The following is a 22,266-nucleotide window of genomic DNA, read 5'->3' on the forward strand; positions in this document are numbered from 1 at the left end:
GGCGTCGGCCCGACGGCTGGGAAAGTTTCTTTGGGATCTTCGAGCCCACGAAGATCCCAAGGAGGCGTCCTACGGGCCAGCCCTCAGCTCCCCCGCCGCGCCGTCTCCAGCAGCTCCTCGGCGTGTGCCCGGGCCGTTTCGGAGTCCTCCTGGCCGGCCAGCATCCGGGAGAGCTCGCGGACCCGCTCCTCGCCCTCCAGGACCGTCACGCCGCTCCGGGTGACCGAGCCGTCGTTCGTCTTCGCCACCAGCAGCTGCCGGTCCGCAAAGGCCGCGACCTGCGGGAGGTGGGTGACGACCACCACCTGCGCCGACTTCGCCAGGCGGGCCAGCCGCCGGCCGACCTCGACCGCCGCCTTGCCGCCGACGCCGGCGTCGACCTCGTCGAAGAGGTACGTCGGCACCGGGTCGGAGCCGGCGAAGACCACCTCCACGGCGAGCATCACCCGGGACAGCTCACCACCGGACGCCCCCTTGGCGATCGGCCGGGGCGGGGCGCCCGGGTGCGGTGCCAGCAGCAGCTCCACCTCGTCGGCGCCGTACGGTCCGTAGGCGACGGCGCGGCCACCGACCTCGATGCCGTCGACGTCGTCGACGTCGTCGGCGACCTCGGTCTGGCGGATCTCGACGCTCACCCGGGCGTGCGGCATGGCCAGTTCGGCGAGTTCGGCGGTGACCGCGTCGGCGAACCGCTGGGCCGAGGCCGTGCGGGCGTCGGTGAGCTCCTGCGCCAGCTCGCCGAGTTCGGTGCGCAGCGCGTCCCGTTCGTCGGTGAGCTCGCCGATCCGGTCGTCGTCGCCGTCCAGTTCGGCGAGCCGGGCGGCGCTCTGCTCGGACCACGCCAGGACGGCCGCGATGTCCGCGCCGTACTTGCGGGTGAGCTGGTTCAGGGCGGCCCGGCGCTCCTCGACGGCCGCCAGCCGCAGCGGGTCGGCGTCCAGGCCGTCGGCGTAACTGGCCAGCTCGCCGGCCACGTCCGCCATCAGGATGCCGATCTCGCCGAGCCGGTCGGCGAGCGCGGACAGCTCCTGGTCGTGGCTGCGCACGGCCTCCAGTGCCCGGTGCGCACCGGCGAGCAGCGTGGTGGCCTCGACGCCCTCGGGGTCCTCGGGGTTGCCGGCCAGCGCGGCGTGCGCGGCGGTCGCGGCGGAGGCCAGCGCCTCGGCGTGCCCGAGCCGCTCGGCCTCGGCGGCGAGTTCGGTGTCCTCACCGGGCAGCGGCTCGACGGCCGCGATCTCGTCGAGGCCGAAGCGCAGCAGATCCGCTTCCTGCGCGCGCTCACGGGCCCGGGTGGTCAGCTCCTCCAGGTCGGCGGCGACGGCGCGCAGCCGGCGGTGGGCGGCGGTGTACTTGGCAAGCGGCACGGCGACCGCGTCCCCGGCGTAGCGGTCCAGGGCCTGGCGCTGGCGGGCCGGCCGCAGCAGGCCCTGTTGGTCGGTCTGGCCGTGCACCGCGACCAGGTCGTCCGCCAACTCACCCAGCAGGCCGACCGGTACGGACCGGCCGCCCACGTGGGCGCGGGAACGGCCCTCGGCGGAGAGGGTACGACTGATCAGGAGGGCGCCGTCGTCCAGCTCTGCGCCGGCCTCCTCGGCCCGTATCGCGGCGGGCGCCTGGGGGCCGACGCTGATCCGGCCTTCCACGACCGCCGATTTGGCGCCGATCCGCACGAGGGCGGGGTCAGCGCGCCCGCCGAGCAGCAGGCCGAGGCTGGTGACGACCATGGTCTTGCCCGCGCCGGTCTCGCCGGTCACCGCGGTGAAGCCGGGGGACAGCTCGACGACGGCGTCATCAATGACACCCAGGGACCGGATCCGCATCTCCTCCAACACGGATAAGACCTTACGAGGTCTTGGGGCCGCCCCGCGACGGCCTCCCCCCTCCCTCGCACCGCGGTACTGAGGAAAACCCCACCGCACCTCGGAGGAATTCCTCATGGTGAGTGATCACGCTCGGCCGTCACGCTGGTCACGGAACGGAACGAAAGGTGTGCTCATGTCCAGCGGATCGGCGCGTGCGGCGCTGCGCTCTCGCCCCGCTGCGCCACTACGCCTCTGCAGCCCACGCCGCCACGCCCCGCAGACCCTGGACGTGGCCCGACCCCATCCCGAGGTAACGCCATGAACGACCCCGTCACCGGCCCACGGCATCGCCGCCGGCCCCGCGGCACGGCCCGGCTGCTGGCCGCGGTCACGGCCTTCGCCGCCCTCACCGCCTGCGCCGGACCGGCCCGCGCGGATCGCCCGGGCGGCCGCCCCGGTGCGGGCCCCGGCACCGCCCTCCCCGCAACGGCCGGGGCCCCGGGCGGCCGCGGCGCCGCGCTGGACGGCGTCTGGCGGATGGACGGCTACGGCACCCTCGTCACCCTTGAGGGGCGCGCCCTGCGCAGCTATGAGACCACCGCCGTCAGCTGCCTGCCCGGCTCCCTCCGGGGCACCCGGGCCGGCGCCCCGGATCCGCACGGCCGGAGCCGGTTCACGGTGCCCGGCTCGGCCCCGGTCACCGTCGCCCCGGCCGGCGCCGGCCGCGCCCAGCTGACCATCGAGGACAACCTCGGCGTACGGGCCCTGCGCCGTATCGGGGCGCTGCCCCGACGCTGCACACAGCGCCCCGCGCGCGACCCCAGGGCCGTGTTCGACGTCTTCTGGCAGACCTTCGCCGAGAACTACCCCTTCTTCCGCGCGAAGAAGACCGACTGGACGGCGGTCCGCGACCGCTACCGGCCCCGCATCACGGCCCGGACCACCGATGACGAGCTCTTCGCCGTGCTGCGCGAGATGATCGAGCCGCTGCACGATGCCCACACCCGGGTCGTGGCGAGCCCGCAGCAGTGGTTCGCCGGTATGCGCCCCGGCACGGTACTGCCCACCCCGGATTTCACGGCCCGGGTCGACCGGGCGATCGCCACCGGGCTCGGTGCCGGCACCGTCCAGCGGCGCTGGGCCCGGGGCCGGCTGAGCTACGCCGATCTGCCCGGCCGCATCGGCTACTTCAGGGTCACCCAGTTCGCCGGCTACACCGCCAAGGGCGACTACGCCGGTGATGTCGCCGCGCTCGACCGGGCCCTCGACGCGGTGTTCACCCGGGCCCGCACCCACGGCCCGGGGGCGCTGCGCGGCCTGATCGTCGACGTCCGGCTGAACGGCGGCGGTGCGGACCCCCTCGGCCTGCGCATCGCCTCCCGGCTCACCGGCCGCCCCTACCTCGCGTACCGCAAACGGGCGCGGAACGACCCCCGCGATCCCGGCAGGTTCACCACGCCGCAGCCGCTACGGGTCCGGCCGCACCGGGGCCCGGTCTACACCGGCCCGGTCGCGGTGCTCACCGGACGGCTGACGATCAGTGCGGGCGAGACCTTCACCCAGTCCTTGATGGGCCGCTCCCCCGCACCGGTCCGCATCGGCGAGCCCACCCAGGGCGTCTTCTCCGACGTACTGGGCCGCTCCCTGCCCAATGGCTGGACCTTCGGCCTGCCCAACGAGGAGTTCTGCACGGCCGACGGCCGCACCTTCGACGGCACCGGCATACCCCCGGCCGTCGCCACCCCCGTCTTCACCGAGGAGGAGCTCGCCGGCCGGCGCGACTCCGCCCTCGCCCGCGCCCGGCAGCTCCTTGCGCGCGGGGCCTCCAAGGACGACTGACCGGAGGCGTCCCGGGGCACCGGGGCCTGGGCGGGAGGTGCCGCGGAGGCCGGCCCGGGCGGCCCCGGACGGCCCCGCGGTCCCCACGGGTCAGGCAGTCCGCCCGCCCCGGGCCGTCCCCATCGGGCGGACTACTGCGGCGCCCCCCGCCAGCCCGCCACCGGCAGGGCGAACTTGGCGACCAAACGGTCCGTGAAGGAGGCATGGTGCAGCCGGGCCAGGCGTACCGGGACGGCGCCGCGGCGCACCTCGACGCGGGCGCCGGCGGGGAGTTCGACACTGCGGCGGCCGTCGCACCACAGCACGCCGTGCGGGGTCTCGGGCTGTACCTCGACCGCCAGGACGGAGCGCGGCGAGGTGACCAGCGGCTTGGCGAAGAGGGCATGGGCGCTGATCGGCACCATCAACAGCGCCTCGACCTCGGGCCAGACGACCGGGCCGCCGGCCGAGAAGGCGTAGGCGGTCGATCCGGTGGGCGTGGCACAGACCACGCCGTCACCGCCGAAGCGCGAGACCGGGCGGCCGTCGACCTCGGTGACGACCTCCAACATCCGCTCCCGCGCGGCCTTCTCCACCGACGCCTCGTTGAGGGCCCAGTCGGTGTGCACGACATTGCCGTTGTTGCGGACGAGGACGTCGAGCGTCATCCGCTCCTCGACCTCGTAGGCACGGGTGACGACCCGGTCGACCACCTTGTCGAGGTCGTCGCGTTCGGCCTCGGCGAGGAAGCCGACCCGGCCGAGGTTGACGCCGAGCATCGGGACGCCGGACGTCCGGGCGAAGTCCGCACCGCGCAGCAGCGTGCCGTCACCGCCCAGGACCACCAGGAGTTCGCAGCCCTCGGCGGCGCACTGCTCGGACTCGACGCGCTGGACGGCCGGCGGCAGCGGCAGGTCCGCGGCCTCCTCCGCCAGCACCCGCACCCCGATGCCGGAGCGCAACAGCCCCTGGACGACGAGTTCGGCGCTGCGGATGGCCGCGGGGCGGCCGGTGTGGGCGAGCAGGAACACCGTCCGCCCGGCTCCGGTGTTGTCGGATGCTGCGCTGTCTTCAACTGCCTGGGTAGTGGTCAACGAGGCCCCTCCGCCACTGCACGGTCGACATCCGCCGGGTCGAGTGCAGGCGCCCCGGCGCGCAGCCACAGAAAGTACTCGACATTCCCGGAAGGTCCAGGCAGCGGGCTCGCAACTACTCCAAGTACGCCAAGTCCCAGCTCCGCCGCCCGGCTCGCGACGGTGCGCACGGCCTCGGCCCGCAGCTCCGCACTGCGCACCACCCCGCCGCTGCCCAGCCGTTCCTTGCCGACCTCGAACTGCGGCTTGACCATCAACACCAGGTCCGCGTCCGGCGCCGCGCAGCCGGCCAGCGCCGGCAGCACGAGCCCGAGCGGGATGAAGGAAAGATCGCCGACGATCAGGTCGACGGGCTGCCCGTCGATCTGCTCCAGCGTCAACTCACGTACGTTGGTGCGGTCCTTCACCGTGACCCGCTCATCGCTCTGCAGCGACCAGGCGAGCTGTCCGTATCCGACGTCGACGGCGACGACATGACCGGCACCGGCCCGCAGCAGCACATCGGTGAAGCCGCCGGTCGAGGCGCCCGCGTCCAGGGCCCGCCGGCCGTCGACCTCCAGGCCGCGCGGGACGAAGGCGGCGAGGGCGCCGGCGAGCTTGTGGCCGCCGCGCGAGACGTAGTCGGGGTCGGTCTCGTCGGCGCGGACGACCAGGGCGGCGCTGGTCTCCACCTGGGTGGCCGGCTTGGTCGCGGTCGCGCCGGCGACGGTCACCCGGCCCGCGGCGATCAGCTGGCTGGCGTGCTCGCGCGAACGGGCCAGCTTGCGGCGCACCAGCTCCGCGTCGAGTCGGCGTCGTGCCACTCCTGCCACCTGTGGTTCAGCTCCTGTTGTCGTGCTTCGTCGGGGACGGGGCGGGCGGCCCGGCGTGCTGGTCGAGACCGGCCAGCACATCGCGCAGCCCCCGGTGCACATCCTCGTACACGGGGAGGTGTCCGCTCGACGGGAGGTGGTCGGCGTCGGCGAGCCGCCGCAGCGCGGCGTCGACGGCGGGCTGTCCGGTGGGCGTCACGCCCACCCCGAGCGGCTGCGGCCCTTCCTCGGGCGCGGCCGGCTCTCCGTACGCGGGCGACTCCCCGGATGCACCGGGCTCGGCGTACACGGGGGACTCCCCAGAGGAACCGGGTTCCGCATCGTCCCCGGCCGCCCCGGGCTCGCCACGCCTCCTAGACTCCCCGGACTCCCCACACTCCCCGGACCACACGGGCTCGGCCGGCAGGGCTCCGACGCTCTCCCCCGCCCCGGCGTCTGCGGTGGCCCCCGCACGGTCCGCGGTGTCCCCGGTCGCCTCCGGCTCCGGGCCGGACATCGGCTCTTCCATGCCCCCGACGCTACCCCGGCGGACCGGGCCACGGGCGAACGAGCCGCCCCCGACCTGGCGTATCGTCGGTCGCGATGGCAACTCTCGACCAGTGCCGTGCCGCGCTCGACCGGCTGGCCCAGAACCTCTCCGCGGCCGACGGCGGCGTACGCAGCGCCGCCGCCCTCGACCGCTCGCTCAGCTGCCGGATCACCGATCTCGATGTGACCTTCCTCGGGCGGCTGGCCGACGGCACCCTCCAGAGCGTGACCAGCGTGCCCGGACCACCGCCGGACAAGGCCGAGATCAGACTGGCCATGGCGGGCGACGATCTGGTCGCACTGGTCGACGGCCGGCTGAACTTCGCCAGGGCCTGGGGCAGCGGTCGCGTCAAGCTGGAGGCCGGTCTGCGCGACCTGCTGCGTCTCAGGTCGCTGCTGTAGCCGCCCGCTCCGGCGCCCGCCGGCCGCCGCGCGCCGTACGCGCCGCCGGCACCACCAGCGGCGTCCCGGTCTCCGGGTCGTCGATGATCTGGCAGCGCAGTCCGAAGACGCGTTCCACCAGCTCCGCGGTGACGATCTCGCCCGGCGCGCCCTCGGCGATGATCTCGCCGCCCTTCATGGCGATGAGGTGGGTGGCGTAGCGGGCGGCGTGGTTGAGGTCGTGCAGCACGGCGACGAGCGTGCGGCCCTGCTCCTCGTGCAGCTCGGCGCAGAGGTCCAGCACCTCGATCTGGTGCTGGATGTCCAGGTAGGTGGTGGGCTCGTCGAGGAGGAACAGCGGCGTCTGCTGGGCCAGCGCCATCGCGATCCACACCCGCTGCCGCTGCCCTCCGGAGAGCTCGTCGACATAGCGGTCGGCCAGCTCGGCGACGCCGGTCGCGGCCATCGACTCCTGGACGATCCGCTCGTCCTCGGCCGACCACTGCCGCAGCAGCCCCTGGTGCGGATAGCGGCCCCGCGCCACGAGGTCGGCGACCGTGATCCCGTCCGGGGCGACCGAGGACTGCGGCAGCAGCCCCAGCGTCCGGGCGACCTTCTTGGCCGGGAGCGAGGTGATCGCGGCGCCGTCCAGCAGCACCGAGCCCCGGGCCGGCTTCAGCATCCGTGACAGGGCGCGCAGCAGGGTGGACTTCCCGCAGGCGTTGGGGCCCACGATGACGGTGAAGGAGTGGTCGGGAATGGCGACCGAGAGGTTCTCGGCGATGACCCGCTGGTCGTAGGCGAGCGTGACGTTCTCGGCCGTAAGGCGGCTCACTGGGGAACTCCTGGGGTTGTGGTGGTGCTGCTGTTGCCCGGTACGGGCCCGACCGGTGCCGGGCGGTCGCGGCGCACCGGCCGGCCGCCGCCGCGGTCCGCTCTCACACCCGTCCCGCCTTCCGCTCGGTGGCCAGCAGCCAGAGCAGGTAGCCGCCGCCCAGGACGCCGGTCAGCACGCCCACCGGCAGCTGGTCGGCGCCGAACAACCGCTGGGAGGCCCAGTCCGCGGCCACCAGCAGGACGGCTCCCATCAGGGCGGAGAGCACCAGGTTGGGGCCGGGCAGGGGGCCGCCCTGCGCGCCCTTGCGGAAGCGGGGCACGTTCAGCCGCCGGGCCAGCTGGGGTGCGGTGAGCGCGACGAAGGAGATCGGCCCGGCCGCCGCGGTGGCGGAGGCGACCAGCACCACCGCGGCCAGCAGGGCCACGACGCGGACCCGGCCGACCCGTACGCCCAGCGCGTGGGCGGCGTCGTCGCCCATCTCCAGCATGCGCAGCGGCCGTCCGTGCAGCAGGACCACCGGGAGGCAGACGGCGCAGACCGCGGCCAGCGGCCATACCTGGTCCCAGTCACGGCCGTTGAGGGAACCGGTCATCCAGGTGGTGGCCCGGGTCGCCTCGACGATGTTGGCCTTGGTCATCAGGTAGAGCACCAGCGCATAGAGCATGGCGCCGGCCCCGATGCCGACGAGCACGAAGCGGTAGCCGTGGACGCCGCGCTTCCAGGCGAGGAGGAAGATGGCCAGGCCGGTGGCGACCCCGCCGACGACCGCGCCGGCTGCCACCGCGACGGTGCCGGCCTGGAAGTAGACGATGGCCACCAGCGCGCCGACGGAGGAGCCCTGGGCGAACCCCAGGACGTCCGGGCTGCCCAGCGGGTTGCGCAGCACGGTCTGGAAGACCGCGCCGGCGGTGCCGAACGCGGCGCCGACCAGCAGGCCCACCAAGACCCGCGGCAGCCGCAGCTCCTGCACGATGAACTGCTGCCCGGCATCGCCGCCGCCGGTCAGCGCGCCGATGACCTCGTCCGGCGTCATCGGGTAGTCGCCGGAGCCGATCAGCGCGACGGCGGCGGCCAGCGCCACGGCCACCAGCAGCAACCCGGCGACGACGGCGCGGACGTCCAGGCGCAGCGAGAGACCGCCCTTGGTACGCAGCACCCCGGTCCGTTGCGGCCTGCGGGGGTTCACGGTCGTACTCACAGCTGGGCCATCCTCCGACGACGGACGAGAAAGATGAAGACCGGGCCGCCGACGACGGCCGTGACGATGCCGACCTGCAGCTCGCCGGGCCGGGCCACGACCCGGCCGAGGATGTCAGCGCCGAGCAGCAGGACCGGCGAGAGCACCGCGGAGTACGGCAGGATCCAGCGCAGGTCGGGCCCGGTGAGGGCGCGTACGGCGTGCGGAACCATCAAGCCGACGTAGACGATCGGGCCGCACGCCGCGGTGGCCCCGCCGCACAGCAGGGTGACCGCGAGCATCGCCAGCACGCGGGTGCGGGTCAGCCGGGTGCCCAGGGCCCGCGCCTGGTCGTCGCCGAGGGCGACGGCGTTCAGCGGGCGGGCGAGCAGCAGCGCGAGCACCGCGCCGACGGCGAGGAACGGGGCGATCTGCGTGACCGTCGGCAGGGTGGCGGAGGCCAGCGAACCGACCGTCCAAAAGCGCATCCGGTCCAGCGCCGCCGAGTCCAACAGATTGACCGCGTTGATGTAGCCGATCAGGACGGCGGTCAGCGCGGTACCGGCGAGGGCCAGCCGGACGGGCGTGGCGCTGCGGACGCCGCCGAGGACGTACACCGCGACCGAGACGAGCGCGGCGCCGGCGAAGGCGAACCACACATAGCCGGTCAGCGAGGTGACGCCGAGGAAGCTGATGGCGGAGACGACGGCGGCCGAGGCGCCGGCGTTGATGCCCAGGAGGCCGGGGTCCGCCAGGGGGTTCCGGGTCAGGGCCTGCATGACCGTGCCGGCCAGCCCCAGGGCGGCGCCGACGATCAGTCCGAGCAGGGTGCGCGGGATGCGGAGGTCGTGGACGACCACGTCGGTGTCGTTGCCGGAGTAGTGGAACACCCCGTGCCACACCTGGTCGAGGGGGATCTGTTTGGCGCCGACGGCGATGCCGAGGACGGCGACGACGGCCAGCACAGCCACGGAGGCGACCAGCCCCGCGGAGCGGAGGACCTGGCGCCGCCGGGGTGCCGCGGAGGCCGGGGCCGCTGGTGCTTCGGAGGGACTGTCAACCAACACGTCGGTTAGGTTAGCCTATCCTCACATCAACTCGCAGACTCCCAGAGAGAAGCGCACCCACATGAGCACCTCCCGCAGCGTTTCCCCGTCCCGTCGCGGCGTCCTGGCCGCGGGCGGCGCCCTCGGCATCGGTGCCCTGCTCGCCGCCTGCGGCGGGGACAAGGGCGCGGCGGGCGCCAACGGCGGTGCCAAGGGCGGCCCGTGGTCCTTCACCGACGACCGCAAGCAGAAGGTCTCCCTGGAGAGAACGCCCCAGCGGATCGTCGCCTTCACCGGCACCGCGGCCGCCCTGCACGACTTCGGGATCGACGACCAGATAGTCGGCGTCTTCGGTCCCACCAAGCTGAAGAACGGCAAGCCCGATCCGCAGGCCGGCGACCTCGACATCAGCAAGGTCACCCTCATCGGCAACGCCTACGGCCAGTTCAACGTCGAGAAGTACGCCGGGCTGCGCCCCGACCTGCTGGTCACCAACATGTACGAGCCGGGTGCGCTGTGGTTCGTCCCGGACGACAGCAAGGACAAGATCACCAAGCTGGCCAAGTCGGTGGCCCTCACCTCCTCGCGGGTGTCCCTGGTCACGATCATCGAGCGCTACGCCGAGCTGGCGCGGTCGCTCGGTGCCGACCTGAAGGCCAAGCAGGTCACCGACGCCAAGACCCGCTTCGAGCAGGCCTCCGCGCGGCTGCGCAAGGCCGCCAAGGCCCACCCCGTCAAGGTGCTCGCCTGCTCCGGCAGCGCCGACCTCTTCTACGCCTCCAACCCCGGCATCAACGCCGACCTCATGTACTACAAGTCCCTCGGCGTGGACCTGATCGTCCCCGACCACCTGGACAAGGGCGGCTACTTCGAGAGCCTGAGCTGGGAGAACGCCGACAAGTACCCGGCCGATGTGCTCCTGCTGGACAACCGGACCGCCACCCTCCAGCCCAAGGACCTGGCCGCCAAGCCCTCCTGGGCGAAGCTGCCCGCCGTCAAGGCCGGCCAGCTCACCCCCTGGTCGAGCGAGCCGCGCTTCTCCTACGCGGGCGCCGCCCCGCTCATCGAGTCGCTGGCCGAGGCGATCGAGAAGGCCAAGAAGGTCAACTGACCCACGACGCACCGGCCGTGGCGCGGCGTGAGCCCTCGCGCCGCACCACGGCACCCCGCCCCCACCACCGTCCCGGGAGGTCTCCCGTATGACCGCGACCGTCGCCCCCGCCACCGCCCCGTACCGCTTCTTCGAGGTCCACGTCGTCCGCTCCCGGCGGCTCGGCCCGTCCATGGTGCGGATCACCTTCGGCGGCGAACGGCTGACCGAGCTGGTGTCCGGCGGTCGTGACCAGCGCTTCAAGCTCTTCCTCCCGCAGCCCCACCAGGACCGGCCGGTCTTCCACGACACCAGCGACGGGTGGTACACCGCCTGGCGGGCCCAGGACCCGGCCGAGCGCGCGGTGATGCGCTCCTACACCCTGCGCGAACAGCGCCCCGCCTCAGGGGAGTTCGACGTCGACTTCGCCCTGCACGGCGCCGACCCGGAAGCCGCCGTACTGAGCGGCGGCCCGGCCTCCCGCTGGGCGGCCCGGGCCCGGCCCGGCGACCGGCTGACCGTGCTCGCCCCGGCCGTCGAGGACAACGGCGGCGTCGACTTCCGCCCGCCGGCCGGCACCGACTGGATCCTGATCACCGGCGACGAGACGGCGCTGCCCGCGATCGGCGGCATCCTGGCCTGGCTCTCCCCCGGCACCCGGGCCGAGGTCTGGATCGAGGTCGGGCACGAGGACGACCGGCAGCAGCTGCCGACCTTCGCGGACGCCGAGATCACCTGGCTGGTCCGGGACCCGGCTGCCACGGCGGACCACGAGCCGGTGCTCGACGCGCTGCGCGCCGCCGACCTCCCCGAGGGCACTCCGTACGCCTGGATCGCCGGGGAGTCCGGCACCGTCAAGGCGGTGCGCCGGCACCTGGTCCGCGAGCGCGGATTCGACCGCAGGGCCGTCAAGTTCACCGGCTACTGGCGGCGCGGCGCCACCGAGGAGGACCTGCTCGCGGAGCTGACCGCCGGTACGGCCACGAACGACAAGGACTGAACCGTCCGCCGCCGTACCCTCCTCCGCCGCCGTACCGTCCCTCGCCGTGCGGCACCGCGTCCCGGAGGCCGGCCGGCACCCGGAAGCACACCGGCGCCCGGCCGGCCGGCAGGACACCGCCGCGCCGGTCCGGCCACTCGCGCCCGTCCCGCCGGACGTGCTGGTTTCACCGCCCCACGGGTCCCACCGGTCGCGCCCACCCCGCCGAAGATGACGGCCCCACCGGACGCACCGGTCCCACAGCTCCCACGGGCGGGCCCCACCGGACGCGCCGGTCCCACAGGTCCCACGGGCCCCACCGGACGCGCCGCCCCTCACATCCCGATCCGCGCCAGCGCCTTCCCCGCGTCCGCGCCGCAACTGCCCTCGCCCGCCGCCGTCCAGGCCGCCGCGCACAACGCCCGCAGCCCGTCCAGCGGGGTGCCCCGGCCGTCCACCGTGAAGGAGCCCCCGGCCGCCTCAGCCCGCCAGCCGCCGCACCGGAAGCCGCCGCCGTCCGCGGTGACCTCCGGCTGCGGTGCCAGCAGCCCGCGCAGGTCGGCGTCCACATACGTCGGGCGGTGCTGCGGCGGGGCGGCGAGCAGCGCGGCGGGGGTGGTGACGCCGGTGAGCACCAGGAGCGAGTCGACCTCGCCGTTGTAGGCGCCCTCGATGTCCGTGTCGAGCCGGTCCCCGACCACCAGCGGCCGACGGGCCCCGGTGCGCAGCACCGTCTCGCGGTGCATCGGCGGCAGCGGCTTGCCGGCCACCTGCGGTGCGCCGCCCGCCGCGGTCCGCACCACCTCCACCAACGCGCCGTTGCCGGGGGCGATTCCGCGCTCCTTGGGGATCGTCAGGTCGGTGTTGGACGCGAACCACGGCACCCCGCGCTGCACCGCGTACGCGGCCTCCGCCAGCCGCCCCCAGTCCAGCGTGGGGTCGAACCCCTGCACCACCGCCGCCGGAGCGGCGTCCGCCGAGAACACCGGCAGCAGGCCCCGCTCGCGCAGCGCCACCACCAGTCCCTCACCCCCGACGACCAGCACCGGTGCGCCCGCCGGCACCTGCTCGGCGATCAGCCGGGCCACCGCCTGCGCCGAGGTGATCACATCGTCCGCACCGGTCGGCAGCCCGAACCCGGTCAGCTGGTCGGCGACGGTCTGCGGGGTCCGGGCGGCGTTGTTGGTGACGTACGCCAGATGCATCCCGCCGTCCCGCGCGGCGGTCAGCGACTCCACGGCATGCGCGATGGCCTGTCCACCGGCGTAGACGACGCCGTCCAGGTCCAGCAGCGCGGTGTCGTACGCCTCGCCCAGCGGGCGGTGGCTCCCGTCGGGCCGTCCGCGCACCTGCTCGTTCATGCCGTTTCGCTCCTCACTTTCCAGGGCCTCCGGTTTCGTACGGAGTTCCGCACGAAGGTTCCGCGGCGCACCTTACGGGCGCACGCAGCGCACCGCCGGGGCTTGCTGTTCGCCACCGCGCGCACACCGCGGTTTCCGGCCATTTTCCGGCTGTCCCCCGATCTTCCCTCATCGGCCCGGCGGCATAGCATTCTTCAATGACCAGTACCGACGGCCTTCGCCTCCTCCCGTTCCGTGGCCTGCGCTACGCCCCGGACCGGGTCAGCAGCCTGACCGCCGTGACCTCACCGCCGTACGACGTGGTGGTCCGGCCGGAGGGCGTGCGTCATCTGGAGACCGCCGATCCGTACAACATCGTCCGGCTGATCCTGCCGCACGCGGCCGACCCCACCACCCGGCACCGCCAGGCCGCCGAGACCCTCCACCACTGGCGCACCGAGGGCGTACTGCGGCAGGACCCCGAGCCCGCGCTGTACGTCTACGAGCAGCGCTCCGGTGAGGTGCTGCAGCGCGGGCTGATCGGCGCGCTGCGCCTGGACGGGCCGGTGCTGCCGCACGAGGACGTGATCCCCGAGGTCGTCGCGGACCGGGCGGCCCTGATGCGCGCCGCCGCGGCCAACTTCGAGCCGCTGCTGCTCTCCTACCGTGGCCGGAACGGCGCGGGCGGCGCCACCGCGGTGATCGAGCGGGTGGTGGCGGACGATCCGCTGCTCGCCACGACCACCGAGGACGGCTTCACCCACCGGCTGTGGGCGGTCACCGACCCCGCCGACCTCGCGACCATCGACGACGACCTCTCCCGCCGGCAGGCCCTGATCGCCGACGGCCACCACCGCTGGGCGACCTACCAGCGGCTGTACGAGCAGCAGCCCGGCGCCACCGCCGCCTCGCCGTGGGCGTCCGGCCTGGTGCTGCTGGTCGACACCGCGCGCCACCCGCTTCAGGTCCGGGCGATCCACCGGGTGCTGCCGCATCTGCCGCTCGCCACGGCGCTGGCCGATGTGGCGGGTGCCTTCCGCGCCCGTGCGCTCCCGGGCGGGCTGTCCGCCGCCCTGACGGCCCTGGAGGAGACGCCGGGCACCGCCTTCGTCCTGGCCGGCGGCCGGGACTCCTTCCACCTCCTGGACCGCCCCGACCCGGAGCTGCTGGACCGTACGATCCGGCGGGACCGCCCGGAGGCCTGGCGGCGACTGGACGCCACGGTGCTGCACTCCGCGCTGCTGGACGAGGTCTGGCGGATCCCCGACCACCCGTCCGACATCAGCTACTTGCACCACGCCAAGGCCGCCGTGGAGCACGCCGCCCGGAACGGCGGGACGGCCGTACTGATGCGCGCCACCTCGGAGGAGACGGTCCGTCAGCTCGCCGAGTGCGGGGTGACGATGCCGCGCAAGTCCACGTCCTTCGGCCCCAAGCCGGCCACCGGCCTCGTCCTGCGCACCCTGGAGGACCCGCACCACTGACACACGGTCCGCGCACCGCACGCGGCACCCCCATCCCACCCGGCGAAGTTAGGTTAGGCTTACCTCACTACGTCGCCGGGTGGGTCTCCCTGCCCCTGCGTACGCCCCGCCCTGCGCAGGACGTGGTCAACTCCGCACCAGGGAGGACACCTTCATGACTCTCCTCGCGCACTCCGCCGAGGACCCGGCCGACAGCCGGATGTATCTGCTCAACAACGGCACCGCCCAGAGCTACCGCAGCGCGGTCACCGACTCCGTCGCACGGGTCAGCGCCAAAATCGCCGGTACCACCCGCCCGTTCACCGGCGTCTCCGTCGACGGCCTGGCCCCCACCGTCGACGGCGTCGACCTCGACACCCCGCTGCACGACGCGACCGCGGCGCTCGACGAGCTCGAAGAGGTCTACCTGCGCGACGCCGTCTACTTCCACCACCCCCGCTACCTCGCGCACCTCAACTGCCCCGTGGTGATCCCCGCCCTCATCGGCGAGGCCGTGCTCTCCGCCGTCAACTCCTCGCTGGACACCTGGGACCAGAGCATCGGCGGCACGCTCATCGAGCGCCGGCTGATCGACTGGACGGCCGGCCGGATCGGCTTCGGCGAGGCGGCCGACGGCATCTTCACCAGCGGCGGCAGCCAGTCCAACCTCCAGGCCATGCTGCTCGCCCGGGACGAAGCCTGCCGACGCGAACCGACCCGCCCGGACGCCCCGGCGCAGGCCCGGCTGACCGACGTCCTGCCCCGGCTGCGCATCCTCACCTCCGAGTGCAGCCACTTCAGCATCCGCAAGGCCGCCACCCTGCTCGGCCTGGGCGCGGAGGCCGTCCTCACCGTCCCCACCGACGACCGCAAGCGGATGCGCACCGACGCCCTCGCCGACGCCCTGGCCCGCTGCCAGCGCGACGGGCTGATACCCATGGCCGTGGTCGCCACCGCCGGCACCACCGACTTCGGCTCCATCGACCCGCTGCCGGAGACCGCCGAGCTGTGCGACCGCTACGGCGCCTGGATGCACGTCGACGCCGCGTACGGCTGCGGGCTGCTGGCCTCCCGCCGCCGGGAGCTGCTGGACGGCATCGAGCACGCCGACTCGGTGACCGTCGACTACCACAAGTCCTTCTTCCAGCCGGTCAGTTCGAGCGCCGTGCTGGTCCGCGACCGGTCCACGCTCCGGCATGTGACGTACCACGCGGACTACCTCAACCCGCGCCGGATGGCCGAAAGGCGCATCCCCAACCAGGTCGACAAGTCGATCCAGACCACCCGCCGCTTCGACGCCCTCAAACTGTGGCTCACCCTGCGCATCATGGGCGCCGGGGCCGTCGGCGCACTCTTCGACGAGGTCATCGACCGCGCCGCGGAGGCCTTTGCGCTCCTCCACGACGACCCCCGCTTCGACGTCGTGGTCGCACCACAGCTGAGCACCCTGGTCTTCCGCTACCTCCCCACCGGAGCAAGCGACCCCGAGCTCGCCGACCGGGTCAACCTGCATGCCCGGGACGCCCTGTTCGCCTCCGGCGACGCGATCGTCGCGGGCACCACCGTCGACGGCCGCCACTACCTCAAGTTCACCCTGCTCAACCCGGAGACCACGCTGGAGGACATCGCCACCGTCCTCGACCTGATCGCCGAGCACGCCGGCAGCTTCCTCGCCGCGCAGCCCCGGCCGGCGCTCAGCGCCGGCTGACCCGGGCCCGCCGCCCGCAGCGCGCCCGACGCGCCCCGCCGCGAACGCGCCCCGCCGAGAACGCGCCCTGCGCACCGCGCCCCGAGCCGCGCCCCTCACCTCCCCTGAGCCGAACCCCGGAGACCCCTGTGTCCGCCCCTTATGACTTCCTCGCCATCGGCCTGGGCCCCTTCAACCTGGGCCTGGCCTGCCTGACCGAGCCGATCGACGGACTCCACGGGCTCTTCCTGGACGACAAGCCGTCCTTCGACTGGCACCCCGGCATGATGCTGGAGAGCAGCCACCTCCAGGTGCCCTTCATGGCCGACCTGGTCACCCTCGCCGACCCCGCCTCCCCGTTCTCGTTCCTGAACTACCTCAAGGAGTCCGGGCGGATCTACGCGTTCTACATCCGCGAGAGCTTCTATCCGCTGCGCTCCGAGTTCAACGACTACTGCCGCTGGGCGGCCGGCAAGCTGCGGTCCGTCCGCTTCGCCCACCGCGTCACCACCGTCGAGTACGACGAGCGCGAGGAGCTCTACGTCGTACACGCCGAGCACCTCCCCGCCGGCGAGCGCCACACCTTCCGCGCCCGCAAGCTCGTCCTGGGCACCGGCACCCCGCCGCACATCCCCGACGCCTGCCGCGGCCTGGGCGGCGACCTGCTGCACAACGCCGACTACCTGGACGCCAAGGAGACCCTCCAGGCCAAGGAGTCGATCACCCTGGTCGGCAGCGGCCAGAGCGCGGCCGAGATCTACTTCGACCTCCTGACAGACATCGACAGCCACGGCTACCACCTGACCTGGGCCACCCGCTCCCCGCGCTTCTTCCCCCTCGAATACACCAAGCTCACGCTGGAGATGACCTCCCCGGAGTACGTGGACTACTTCCACGCCCTCCCCCCGGCCACCCGGGACCGCCTCAACGCCACCCAGAAGCACCTCTACAAGGGCATCGACTCCGCCCTGATCAACGACATCTACGACCTGCTCTACCAGAAGAACCTGGCCGGCCCGGTCCCCACCCGCCTGCTCACCAACACCGCGCTCAGCACGGCACGTTACGACGGGACCTCCGGCACCTACACCCTCGGCCTGCGCCAGGAAGAGCAGGGCATCGACTTCTCCCTGGACACCCAGGGCCTGATCCTCGCCACCGGCTACCGCTACCGCGTACCGGACTTCCTCGCCCCGGTCCACGACCGGATCGCCTGGGACGACGCCGGCCGCTACGACGTGGCCCGCAACTACAGCATCGACACCACCGGCCACGGCATCTTCGTGCAGAACGCCGAGCTGCACACCCACGGCTTCGTCACCCCCGACCTCGGTATGGCCGCGTACCGCAACTCCTGCCTCATCCGCGAGCTGCTGGGCCACGAGTACTACCCGGTCGAGAAAGCCATCGCCTTCCAGGAGTTCGCCGCACCGGCCGGCCGGCACCACCCCACGGAGATACCCGCATGAGCACCACCCTCTTCACCCGCACCGACCCCACGCTGGGGGAGTTCTCCCTGCGGCCCGTGGACCCCGCCGCCGACGCCGCGCTGCTGCACTCCTGGGTCACCCACCCCAAGGCCGTCTTCTGGCTGATGCAGGGCTGCGACCTCGACGCCGTCGAGAAGGAGTTCACCCGGATCGCCGCCGACCCCCACCACCACGCGTACCTGGGCCTGCACAACGGCACCCCAGCCTTCCTGATGGAGCACTACGACCCGGCCCACCGCGAACTGGTCGGCATCCACCACGCCGAGCCGGGCGACGTCGGCATGCACTTCCTGTGCGCCCCCACCGACACCCCCGTCCACGGCTTCACCCTCGCCGTGCTCAGCACCGTCATGGCGGCACTCTTCGCCAACCCCGCCCACCGGCGCGTCGTCGTCGAACCGGACGCCCGCAACACCGCCGTCCACACCCTCAACAAGGCCGTCGGCTTCGAGGTCCTGCGCACCGTCTCGCTGCCCTCCAAAGACGCCTACCTCAGCACCTGCACCCGCGACCAGTTCCTGGCCACCCGAGGAGAGCACCGATGACCGCCGCCGGCACCCGGCCTACCGCCCAGGACGCCGTCGCCCACCTCACCCCCGCCCGGTGGGCCCGCGCCAACCGCCTGCTGATCCGCAAGGCCCTCGCCGAGTTCGCCCACGAACGGCTGCTCATCCCCGAACCGCAGCCACAGGACGGCCACTTCGCGGTACGCAGTGACGACGGCTGCACCGCCTACCGCTTCACCGCCCGCAGACGCGCCCTCGACCACTGGCAGGTCGACGCCGACAGCATCACCCGGCACCGCGGCGGCACCGAACTCCCCCTGGACGCCCTGGAGTTCTTCATCGAGCTCCGGGATACCCTGAGCCTCGGCGAGGAGATCCTCCCGGTCTACCTGGAGGAGATCAGCTCCACCCTCTCCGGCACCGCCTACAAACTGGCCGCCGAGCGCCCCACCGCCGCCGAGCTCGCCGCGTCCGGCTTCCAGGCCGTCGAGACCGGCATGACCGAGGGCCACCCCTGCTTCGTCGCCAACAACGGCCGCCTCGGCTTTGGCATCCATGAGTACCACGCCTACGCCCCCGAGACGGCCAGCCCCCTGAAGCTGCTCTGGCTCGCCGCCCGCCGCGACCACGCCACCTTCACCGCCGGCAGCGGCCTCGACTACGACACCCTCATCCGCGACGAGCTCTCCGAGGACACCCGCAGCCGCTTCACCGCCACCCTCACCGCCCTCGGCCTCGACCCCGACGACTACTACTTCCTGCCCACCCACCCCTGGCAGTGGTGGAACAAGCTCTCCGTCACCTTCGCCGCCGAGGTCGCCCAGCGGCGCCTGGTGTGCCTGGGCCCCGGTGACGACGACCACCTCGCCCAGCAGTCCATCCGCACCTTCTTCAACGCCACCGACCCCGCCAAGCACTACGTCAAAACGGCGCTCTCGGTCCTCAACATGGGCTTTATGCGCGGTCTGTCGGCCTCGTACATGGCGGCCACCCCGGCCATCAACGACTGGCTGGCCCGCCTGATCGACGCCGACGACACCTTCCGGGACGCCGGCTTCTCGATCATCCGCGAGCGCGCCGCGATCGGCTACCACCACCGCCAGTACGAGGCCGCCACCGACAAGGGCTCCCCGTACCTCAAGATGCTGGCCGCCCTGTGGCGCGAGAGCCCCGTCCCCACCCTGGAGCCGGGCCGGCGCCTGGCGACCATGGCCGCACTGCTGCACACCGACGATGAGGGCGGCTCCTTCGCCGCCGCGCTGATCGAGGAGTCCGGCCTGGACCCGGACGTCTGGCTCCGCCGCTATCTGGACGGCTACCTCACCCCGGTCCTGCACTCCTTCTACGCCTACGACCTGGTCTTCATGCCGCACGGCGAGAACGCCATCCTGGTCCTGGAGGACGGCGCCGTGGCCCGCGTCCTCTTCAAGGACATCGCCGAAGAGATCGCCGTCATGGACCCGCACGCGGTCCTGCCCCCCGCGGTCGAACGCATCCGCGCCGACGTCCCCGAGGAAAAGAAGCTCCTCTCCGTCTTCACCGACGTCTTCGACTGCTTCTTCCGGTTCCTCTCCGGCATCCTCGCCGACCTCGGTGTCCTCGACGAGGACGCCTTCTGGCGGACGGTCGCCGAGTGCGTCACCGACTACCAGAAGGCGCACCCCCAGCTCGCCGACAAGTTCGCCCAGTACGACCTGTTCACCGAGGAGTTCGCGCTCTCCTGCCTCAACCGGCTCCAGCTGCGCAACAACCGGCAGATGGTCGACCTCCAGGACCCCGCGGGCGCCCTCCAGCTCATCGGCACCCTCCGCAACCCCCTCGCCCCCTACACACCCACTGCCTGAAACACCGCCTGGCCTTCCCCCCCACCATGACGAAGGGCGGGACCCCGTACGGGATCCCGCCCTTCACCATGCGCTCACCGGAGGCGCTCAGCCCTTGCCGGGCTCCTCACCCGAGTCGGTACCGGCCTCGTCGGCCTCGTCGGCCTGGTCCGCCTGGCCGTCCGCCGCCTCGCCGGACTCCTCCAGCACATCGGTGAACTCCACGCCGTCCAGCTCCGCCAGCCGGTCCGAGGCGTCCGTCGTGCCGCCCTGGTCGGCCTCCAGCGCCTTGGCGAACCAGTCGCGCGCCTCGTCCTCGCGCCCGACCGCCAGCAGCGCATCCGCGTACGCGTACCGCAGCCGCGCGGTCCACGGGTGGACGGCGCTGGACGCCAGCTCCGGGCTCTGCAGCGTCACCACCGCGGCGTCCGACTGCCCCATGTCCCGGCGGGCACCGGCCGCGACCAGCCGCATCTCGACCTGCCCGGCCTTGTCGAGCTTCTGCACCTCGGGCTCACCGGCCATCGCCAGCGCCTTCTCCGGCCGGCCCAGACCGCGCTCGCAGTCCGCCATGACGGGCCACAGCTCCACGCTGCCGGTCATCCGCCGGGCCGCCCGGAACTCCGCCAGCGCCTCGCTGTACTTGCCGACCGCGTACGCCGCGAAGCCCGCGGCCTCACGGACCGCGGCGACCCTGGACGCCAGCCGCAGCGCCACCCGCGAGTAGCCGTAGGCCTTCTCCGGGTCCTCGTCCAGCAGCCGGGCGACCATCACCAGGTTCTTGGCGACATCGTCGGCGAGCGTCTTCGGCAGGCTCATCAGCTCCTGCCGCACGTCCTTGTCGATCTCCTCACCGGTGACGTCCTCCGGCAGCGGCAGCCGCTTGATCGGCTCCCGGTCCCGGTCCCGGCGGTCGTCCCGGCGGTCGTCCCGGCCACGGCCACCGCCGTACGGCCGACGCCCGCCCCGCTCGTCATCCCGCCGGAACCCACCACGGTCATCCCGCCGCGGCCCCCGGTCGTCCCTACGGAACCCACCGCGGTCGCCCCCGCGCTCATCCCGCCGGTCGCCCCCACGGAACCCACCACGGTCCCCACCGGACGGACGGTCATCCCTACGGAAGCCACCGCGGTCACCGCCACGGTCGTCCCGCCGGAACCCACCACGCTCATCATCCCGACGCGGCCCACGCTCATCCCGCCGGAAACCGCCACGGTCGCCCCCGCGCTCATCCCGCCGGTCCCCGCCCCGGAACCCACCACGGTCCCCACCAGACGGACGCTCGTCCCGACGGAAGCCACCGCGGTCACCGCCACGGTCGTCCCGCCGGAACCCACCACGCTCATCGTCCCGACGCGGCCCACGCTCATCACGACGGAAACCACCACGGTCCCCGCCCGACGAACGGTCGTCCCGCCGGAAACCACCACGGTCGCCGCCACGCTCATCCCGCCGGTCGCCCCCACGGAACCCACCGCGATCACCACCGGACGGACGCTCGTCCCGACGGAACCCAGGGCGATCCCCACCCCGCTCATCCCGCCGGAACCCACCGCGGTCGTCATCCCGACGCGGCCCACGCTCATCACGACGGAAACCACCACGGTCCCCGCCCGACGAACGGTCGTCCCGCCGGAACCCACCACGGTCGCCCCCGCGCTCATCCCGCCGGTCCCCGCCCCGGAACCCACCACGGTCCCCACCGGACGGACGCTCATCCCGACGGAACCCAGGGCGATCCCCACCCCGCTCATCCCGCCGGAACCCACCACGCTCATCATCCCGACGCGGCCCACGCTCATCACGACGGAAACCACCACGGTCCCCGCCCGACGAACGGTCATCCCGCCGGAACCCACCACGGTCGCCCCCGCGCTCATCCCGCCGGTCGCCCCCACGGAACCCACCACGGTCCCCACCGGACGGACGCTCATCCCGACGGAAGCCACCGCGGTCGCCGCCACGGTCGTCCCGGCGGTCGCCGCCGCGGAACCCGCCACGGTCACCACCCGACGGACGGTCATCTCGGCGGTAACCTCCGCGGTCACCACCGCGGTCACCACCGCGGTTGGCGCCACGGGCACCCCGGTCATCACGCCGGAAACCACCGCGGTCACCGTCGTCGCGCCGCTGCGGCCGGCGCTCCGAACGATCGTCGGAAGAGTTGGTGGACATCGACGTGACTCCTGTCTTCGGTACTGCATTCATTCTCGCGCACCCATCAGGTCGGCGCGCTTCGGCAAAAACAAAAAGGACCCTTGGTCCCAGCATGAACGCTGGGACCAAGGGTCCTGAAAGATTGTTCGGCGGCGTCCTACTCTCCCACAGGGTCCCCCCTGCAGTACCATCGGCGCTGAAAGGCTTAGCTTCCGGGTTCGGAATGTAACCGGGC

At 73.0% G+C, this 22,266-nt stretch carries 19 protein-coding genes and 1 rRNA gene; 9 read left to right on the forward strand and 11 right to left on the reverse strand.

The features are described from left to right. Nucleotides 1-83 precede the first annotated feature (83 nt). Nucleotides 84-1,820 carry a DNA repair protein RecN gene (gene recN / locus AB0G84_RS33335; RefSeq protein WP_361329457.1) on the reverse strand — a complete coding sequence of 579 codons (1,737 nt, stop codon included), beginning with the start codon at nucleotides 1,818-1,820 and terminating at the stop codon, nucleotides 84-86. Between the two features lie 300 nt (nucleotides 1,821-2,120). Here recN and AB0G84_RS33340 point away from each other — a divergent pair, with 300 nt between their 5' ends. Continuing rightward, nucleotides 2,121-3,641 carry a S41 family peptidase gene (locus tag AB0G84_RS33340; RefSeq protein WP_361329404.1) on the forward strand — a complete coding sequence of 507 codons (1,521 nt, stop codon included), beginning with the start codon at nucleotides 2,121-2,123 and terminating at the stop codon, nucleotides 3,639-3,641. A gap of 131 nt (nucleotides 3,642-3,772) precedes the next feature. On the opposite strand, the gene AB0G84_RS33345 is transcribed toward AB0G84_RS33340, so the two are convergent. The 3 genes from AB0G84_RS33345 to AB0G84_RS33355 are packed head-to-tail and all read right to left on the reverse strand — an operon-like array spanning nucleotide 3,773 to nucleotide 5,815. Then, nucleotides 3,773-4,714, reverse strand: coding sequence for an NAD kinase (locus AB0G84_RS33345; RefSeq protein ID WP_361329407.1), 942 nt, complete (start codon nucleotides 4,712-4,714; stop codon nucleotides 3,773-3,775). Further along, the gene (locus tag AB0G84_RS33350) at nucleotides 4,711-5,526 is read right to left on the reverse strand and encodes a TlyA family RNA methyltransferase (RefSeq protein ID WP_361329410.1); all 816 of its coding nucleotides are present in this window, start codon (nucleotides 5,524-5,526) and stop codon (nucleotides 4,711-4,713) included. Before AB0G84_RS33350 ends, AB0G84_RS33345 begins: the two co-directional genes overlap by 4 nt. Nucleotides 5,527-5,533: 7 nt before the next feature. Continuing rightward, nucleotides 5,534-5,815 carry a hypothetical protein gene (locus AB0G84_RS33355; protein ID WP_361329413.1) on the reverse strand — a complete coding sequence of 94 codons (282 nt, stop codon included), beginning with the start codon at nucleotides 5,813-5,815 and terminating at the stop codon, nucleotides 5,534-5,536. A 293-nt stretch (nucleotides 5,816-6,108) separates the two neighbouring features. Here AB0G84_RS33355 and AB0G84_RS33360 point away from each other — a divergent pair, with 293 nt between their 5' ends. Continuing rightward, on the forward strand, nucleotides 6,109-6,456 hold the full coding sequence (locus tag AB0G84_RS33360) for a sterol-binding protein (protein WP_361329416.1): 348 nt from the start codon (nucleotides 6,109-6,111) through the stop codon (nucleotides 6,454-6,456). Here the strand turns inward: AB0G84_RS33360 and AB0G84_RS33365 are convergent. From AB0G84_RS33365 to AB0G84_RS33375, 3 genes are all read right to left on the reverse strand, one after another. Continuing rightward, the gene (locus tag AB0G84_RS33365) at nucleotides 6,440-7,270 is read right to left on the reverse strand and encodes an ABC transporter ATP-binding protein (protein ID WP_361329419.1); all 831 of its coding nucleotides are present in this window, start codon (nucleotides 7,268-7,270) and stop codon (nucleotides 6,440-6,442) included. The genes AB0G84_RS33360 and AB0G84_RS33365 overlap by 17 nt on opposite strands. Nucleotides 7,271-7,373: 103 nt before the next feature. Next, the gene (locus AB0G84_RS33370) at nucleotides 7,374-8,471 is read right to left on the reverse strand and encodes an iron chelate uptake ABC transporter family permease subunit (protein ID WP_361329422.1); all 1,098 of its coding nucleotides are present in this window, start codon (nucleotides 8,469-8,471) and stop codon (nucleotides 7,374-7,376) included. Further along, complete coding sequence (locus AB0G84_RS33375) at nucleotides 8,468-9,517, reverse strand: iron chelate uptake ABC transporter family permease subunit (protein ID WP_361329425.1); 1,050 nt, start codon at nucleotides 9,515-9,517, stop codon at nucleotides 8,468-8,470. The genes AB0G84_RS33370 and AB0G84_RS33375 overlap by 4 nt, the downstream gene beginning before the upstream one ends. A 61-nt stretch (nucleotides 9,518-9,578) precedes the next feature. On the opposite strand from AB0G84_RS33375, the gene AB0G84_RS33380 reads away from it, so the two are divergent. Beyond that, nucleotides 9,579-10,607 (forward strand): ABC transporter substrate-binding protein, encoded by a 1,029-nt coding sequence (locus AB0G84_RS33380; protein WP_361329428.1) that lies wholly within the window; start codon nucleotides 9,579-9,581, stop codon nucleotides 10,605-10,607. An 88-nt stretch (nucleotides 10,608-10,695) separates the two neighbouring features. Beyond that, a complete protein-coding gene (locus tag AB0G84_RS33385; RefSeq protein WP_361329431.1) occupies nucleotides 10,696-11,586 on the forward strand; it encodes a siderophore-interacting protein in 891 nt (296 codons plus the stop codon). Between the two features lie 314 nt (nucleotides 11,587-11,900). On the opposite strand, the gene AB0G84_RS33390 is transcribed toward AB0G84_RS33385, so the two are convergent. Next, on the reverse strand, nucleotides 11,901-12,926 hold the full coding sequence (locus tag AB0G84_RS33390; RefSeq protein WP_361329434.1) for an HAD-IIA family hydrolase: 1,026 nt from the start codon (nucleotides 12,924-12,926) through the stop codon (nucleotides 11,901-11,903). Nucleotides 12,927-13,123: 197 nt separating this feature from the next. Between AB0G84_RS33390 and AB0G84_RS33395 the strand changes: the two genes are divergently transcribed. The 5 genes from AB0G84_RS33395 to AB0G84_RS33415 all read left to right on the forward strand — a co-directional run bounded on the left by AB0G84_RS33395 (nucleotide 13,124) and on the right by AB0G84_RS33415 (nucleotide 19,895). Then, nucleotides 13,124-14,389 carry a DUF1015 domain-containing protein gene (locus AB0G84_RS33395; RefSeq protein ID WP_361329437.1) on the forward strand — a complete coding sequence of 422 codons (1,266 nt, stop codon included), beginning with the start codon at nucleotides 13,124-13,126 and terminating at the stop codon, nucleotides 14,387-14,389. 154 nt (nucleotides 14,390-14,543) lie between these two features. Further along, on the forward strand, nucleotides 14,544-16,076 hold the full coding sequence (locus tag AB0G84_RS33400) for an aspartate aminotransferase family protein (protein WP_361329440.1): 1,533 nt from the start codon (nucleotides 14,544-14,546) through the stop codon (nucleotides 16,074-16,076). Between the two features lie 128 nt (nucleotides 16,077-16,204). Beyond that, entirely contained in the window at nucleotides 16,205-17,524 is a 1,320-nt protein-coding gene (locus AB0G84_RS33405; protein WP_361329443.1) for a lysine N(6)-hydroxylase/L-ornithine N(5)-oxygenase family protein, read from the forward strand. Continuing rightward, complete coding sequence (locus tag AB0G84_RS33410) at nucleotides 17,521-18,090, forward strand: GNAT family N-acetyltransferase (RefSeq protein ID WP_361329445.1); 570 nt, start codon at nucleotides 17,521-17,523, stop codon at nucleotides 18,088-18,090. Before AB0G84_RS33405 ends, AB0G84_RS33410 begins: the two co-directional genes overlap by 4 nt. Continuing rightward, a complete protein-coding gene (locus tag AB0G84_RS33415; protein ID WP_361329448.1) occupies nucleotides 18,087-19,895 on the forward strand; it encodes an IucA/IucC family siderophore biosynthesis protein in 1,809 nt (602 codons plus the stop codon). The genes AB0G84_RS33410 and AB0G84_RS33415 overlap by 4 nt, the downstream gene beginning before the upstream one ends. A gap of 87 nt (nucleotides 19,896-19,982) precedes the next feature. Here the strand turns inward: AB0G84_RS33415 and AB0G84_RS33420 are convergent, their stop codons facing one another. From AB0G84_RS33420 to rrf, 3 genes are all read right to left on the reverse strand, one after another. Further along, nucleotides 19,983-20,753 carry a hypothetical protein gene (locus AB0G84_RS33420; protein WP_361329460.1) on the reverse strand — a complete coding sequence of 257 codons (771 nt, stop codon included), beginning with the start codon at nucleotides 20,751-20,753 and terminating at the stop codon, nucleotides 19,983-19,985. Beyond that, nucleotides 20,693-21,967 (reverse strand): hypothetical protein, encoded by a 1,275-nt coding sequence (locus AB0G84_RS33425; protein ID WP_361329463.1) that lies wholly within the window; start codon nucleotides 21,965-21,967, stop codon nucleotides 20,693-20,695. The genes AB0G84_RS33420 and AB0G84_RS33425 overlap by 61 nt, the downstream gene beginning before the upstream one ends. A gap of 208 nt (nucleotides 21,968-22,175) precedes the next feature. Beyond that, nucleotides 22,176-22,266 (reverse strand): 5S ribosomal RNA (rrf, locus tag AB0G84_RS33430); the annotation flags it as partial.

The sequence above is a fragment of the Streptomyces sp. NPDC020742 genome (assembly GCF_040641675.1).
Taxonomy (GTDB): Bacteria; Actinomycetota; Actinomycetes; order Streptomycetales; family Streptomycetaceae; genus Streptomyces.

Bases quoted from the DNA above. Each gene is read 5' to 3' on its own strand.
- recN (WP_361329457.1), bottom strand. From the start codon at position 1,820: ATGCGGATCCGGTCCCTGGGTGTCATTGATGACGCCGTCGTCGAGCTG.
- AB0G84_RS33340 (WP_361329404.1), top strand. From the start codon at position 2,121: ATGAACGACCCCGTCACCGGCCCACGGCATCGCCGCCGGCCCCGCGGC.
- AB0G84_RS33360 (WP_361329416.1), top strand. From the start codon at position 6,109: ATGGCAACTCTCGACCAGTGCCGTGCCGCGCTCGACCGGCTGGCCCAG.
- AB0G84_RS33380 (WP_361329428.1), top strand. From the start codon at position 9,579: ATGAGCACCTCCCGCAGCGTTTCCCCGTCCCGTCGCGGCGTCCTGGCC.
- AB0G84_RS33385 (WP_361329431.1), top strand. From the start codon at position 10,696: ATGACCGCGACCGTCGCCCCCGCCACCGCCCCGTACCGCTTCTTCGAG.
- AB0G84_RS33390 (WP_361329434.1), bottom strand. From the start codon at position 12,926: ATGAACGAGCAGGTGCGCGGACGGCCCGACGGGAGCCACCGCCCGCTG.
- AB0G84_RS33395 (WP_361329437.1), top strand. From the start codon at position 13,124: ATGACCAGTACCGACGGCCTTCGCCTCCTCCCGTTCCGTGGCCTGCGC.
- AB0G84_RS33400 (WP_361329440.1), top strand. From the start codon at position 14,544: ATGACTCTCCTCGCGCACTCCGCCGAGGACCCGGCCGACAGCCGGATG.
- AB0G84_RS33410 (WP_361329445.1), top strand. From the start codon at position 17,521: ATGAGCACCACCCTCTTCACCCGCACCGACCCCACGCTGGGGGAGTTC.
- AB0G84_RS33415 (WP_361329448.1), top strand. From the start codon at position 18,087: ATGACCGCCGCCGGCACCCGGCCTACCGCCCAGGACGCCGTCGCCCAC.
- AB0G84_RS33425 (WP_361329463.1), bottom strand. From the start codon at position 21,967: ATGACCGGGGTGCCCGTGGCGCCAACCGCGGTGGTGACCGCGGTGGTG.